Annotated in this window: 3 protein-coding genes; all 3 read left to right on the forward strand. The window is 48.7% G+C overall.

Features of this window, described 5'->3' with window-relative positions; all coding sequences use genetic code 11:
• Window positions 1-906 (forward strand): PD-(D/E)XK nuclease family protein (locus G7Y51_RS13285; RefSeq protein WP_165178220.1); only part of this gene is annotated, 906 nt, incomplete at its 5' end.
• A gap of 1 nt (window position 907) precedes the next feature.
• Window positions 908-1,417: a hypothetical protein gene (locus G7Y51_RS13290; protein WP_165178221.1), complete on the forward strand. Its 510-nt coding sequence runs from the start codon at window positions 908-910 to the stop codon at window positions 1,415-1,417.
• 14 nt (window positions 1,418-1,431) lie between these two features.
• Window positions 1,432-3,207 (forward strand): site-specific DNA-methyltransferase (locus tag G7Y51_RS13295; RefSeq protein WP_206214352.1); only part of this gene is annotated, 1,776 nt, incomplete at its 3' end.

A 3,207-nucleotide genomic window follows, 5' to 3' on the forward strand; every position in this document is an offset into this window, starting at 1 on the left:
CTCGTCCTCACCTGCCAGGAAAAGCGCACCAAACGGGGCAAGCTCAGCACCCCCACGGAATACTTCCACAAGTTCTATGCGACGCTCCCGGAATGGCGCGCGGCCAACCTTTCGGCGCTCAACGTGGATGCCGTCCAGCCTGCGGGCATCAAGGGGCGCTATTCCTACACCTCCCACGTCCTCCTTTATGAGGGCTGCCCGCGCCAGTACCAGTTTTTCAAATACTGGGAGTTCAGCCCGGTGCGCGAAGGCCCCATGCTGTTCGGCCAGCTTGTCCACCAGACCATTGAAGACATCCACAAGGCCGTCCTGCGCGAGCAGCCGGAAAGCGTGACCGAGGACAATATCCGCCTCTGGTTCGATGTGAATTACGCCAACCTGAGCCACAAGGAGCGCGTGTACCTGGCCCCGCAAATCCGGGAGGTGGCGCTTGGCCATGTGCTGCGCTATGCGGAGCGCAAGCGCGGCAACTGGGCGGACATACGCGGCACGGAAGTGGACGTTTCGCTTGTGCGGGACGAATACATCCTGACGGGCAAAATCGATCTGATTCAGGGCAAGGGCGATACTGTGGAGATCGTGGATTTCAAGGCCACGCCCAAACCCAACCAGTACGCCGAACGCCACTTGCTGTCTCGCTACCGGCGACAACTGGAAATCTACGCCTACCTTGTGGAGCAGCGCCACGGCCTTGCCGTCAGTGCCATGAACCTCTACTATACGGGCGAGACATCCGGCGTGCCCACCTACCGCTTCCCCTTTGACGGCAAGTCCGTGGACAAGACCATTGCTGAAGTGGACGCCGTGGTGGGCTGCATGGAACGGAAAGAATTTGCCGTTCAGGAACGCACGCCAAAACTGTGCAAGGAATGTGACTTGCAGGCGTTTTGTGACAGGAGTTTGTAAAATGTCTCAGATAGAACAAGATATACAAAAATTGCTTGAAGCTATGAATGAAGTATTGGAACGGGATGGATACTCTATTGATTTCCCCTATTTCGACTTCGATGATCGCGAAAATGAGATTATTCGCACACTTGGATTTGAATATAATTATTTTTGCTCTCTACTTAACCGATGTATGACAAGAGAACTAATTAAAAAACAGACGATTGGCATAGATTTCTGTGACATATCACTTACACAACGTGGACAGGAGCAAGCTTTATCAGGGAGGAAAAAGCAAGAAATGTTTGGGATGAATATAGGACAAATAACAGTTCATGGCCCGACCCAAATCGGAAATGGAAATATACAAAATTTTTCCAACTTTATTTCAACCATTGAAGCCCAAATTAACGAAGCATCTGTATCAGAAACTGAAAAAAAAGAAGCAAAAAATCTGCTAGTAAAACTCAGTGAAAATCCGCTTGTAAGTTCAATCATTGGCGGATTGCTTTCTGGCATTGTCAAATAGAAAAAGGAACCTCCATGCCCCAGCACACCCTCCCTGCCACGCCTCCCAGGCAAAATGTAGAGGATATGACCTTTGACCTGCCGCAGCCGGAGCCCATCAAGGGCTTTCCCGAACTGCGCTGGACGGGCAAGCGTCCTTTTACCTCTACACATTACTATCCGGCGCAGCTCAAGGAACGCTACGGCGATCCTGTGGACGGTTGGATGAACCGCATTTACTGGGGCGACAATTTGCAGGTCATGAGCCATTTGCTCAAGGAGTTTCGGGGCAAGGTGGATCTGGTGTATATTGATCCACCGTTTGATTCAAAGGCGGATTATAAAAAGACAATCACACTGCAAGGACGCAATGCCAACTCCGATAGCACAAGTTTTGAGGAAAAACAGTATATAGATATATGGTCTAATGATGAATATTTACAATTTCTATATGAAAGATTAATAATAATAAGAGAAATATTAAGTGAAAATGGAACCCTATATATTCATCTTGATGCACATAAATTCCACGCGGTAAAAATAATATTGGATGAAATTTTTGGTATAAATATGTTTATTAATCAAATAGCGTGGAAACGAGCTACTACTGTTAAAGGAAATATAGGGCAAGGGAGTAAATTTTTTGGTGATAATATGGATTATATATTGATATACTCAAAATCAAAAAATTATATATTTAATAATATATATACACCCTACTCTGATGAATATATTAATAGTTTTTTTAAATACTCTGATAATGGAAGAAGATATAGCTTAACAAGCATGACAGCTCCGGGAGGAGAAGAAAAAGGTAATCCCTTTTATGAAGTCATGGGAATAAAAAGGCATTGGAGATATTCCCAAGCCAAAATGAATCAAATGATTTCCGAAGGTTTGGTTGTCCAAACCTCACCAGGAAATGTCCCTCGAAGAAAACAATTTCTGGATGAAGGACTTGGTGTTCCGATTCAGACTCTTTGGGATGATGTTCCGGGATTAGCAGCGCAATCTACTGAAAGAGTATTTTATCCCACCCAAAAACCTGAAGCTCTCCTAGAACGCATTATCAAAGCTTCCTCCAACCCCGGCTCCATTGTCCTTGACTGCTTCATGGGCTCCGGCACAACGCAGGCCGTGGCCATGAAGCTTGGTCGGCGTTTCATCGGGGCCGACATCAACCTGGGGGCCATTCAGACCACCACCAAGCGCCTGAACGGCATCATTGCCGAGAAAAAACAGGCCCGGCCCTCCCTGCTGGAAGGCGGCGCAAAGCCCTATCTGAATTTTGAGGTCTACAACGTCAATCATTACGACGTGTTCCGCAATCCGGTGCAGGCGCGGGACTTGCTGCTTCAGGCGCTGGAAATCGAACCGCTGGAATCCACCGATGTCTTTGACGGCATGAAGGACGGCTACAAGGTCAGAATCATGCCCGTCAACCGCATTGCCACCCGGGCCGACCTCAACCCCATCCTCAACGGCATCAATTACCGGGAAATGGAAAAACGCATGGAAGCCGCTCCGGGCAGCCCGGCGGAACGTATCATGCTGGTCTGCATGGGGCACGAGCCGGATCTGGCCGCCAGCCTGAAAATGGACATTGGCGGCCACTACAGTGTGGATGTCAAAGTCGTGGACATCCTGCGCGACAGAAAGGATCTCACCTTCAAATACGATTCCGAAGCTGACACGGCCGTGGAAAACGGCGAGCTGATCATCCGGCAGTTCTACCCCCGCAATCTCCTGCAAAAACTCTCCATCCTTGAAGAAAACGTGGAGGACTGGCGTCAGCTTGTGGAAACCGTGGCC

Origin of the sequence: Desulfovibrio sp. ZJ369 (assembly GCF_011039085.1) — a bacterium.
Lineage (GTDB): Bacteria > Desulfobacterota > Desulfovibrionia > Desulfovibrionales > Desulfovibrionaceae > Desulfovibrio.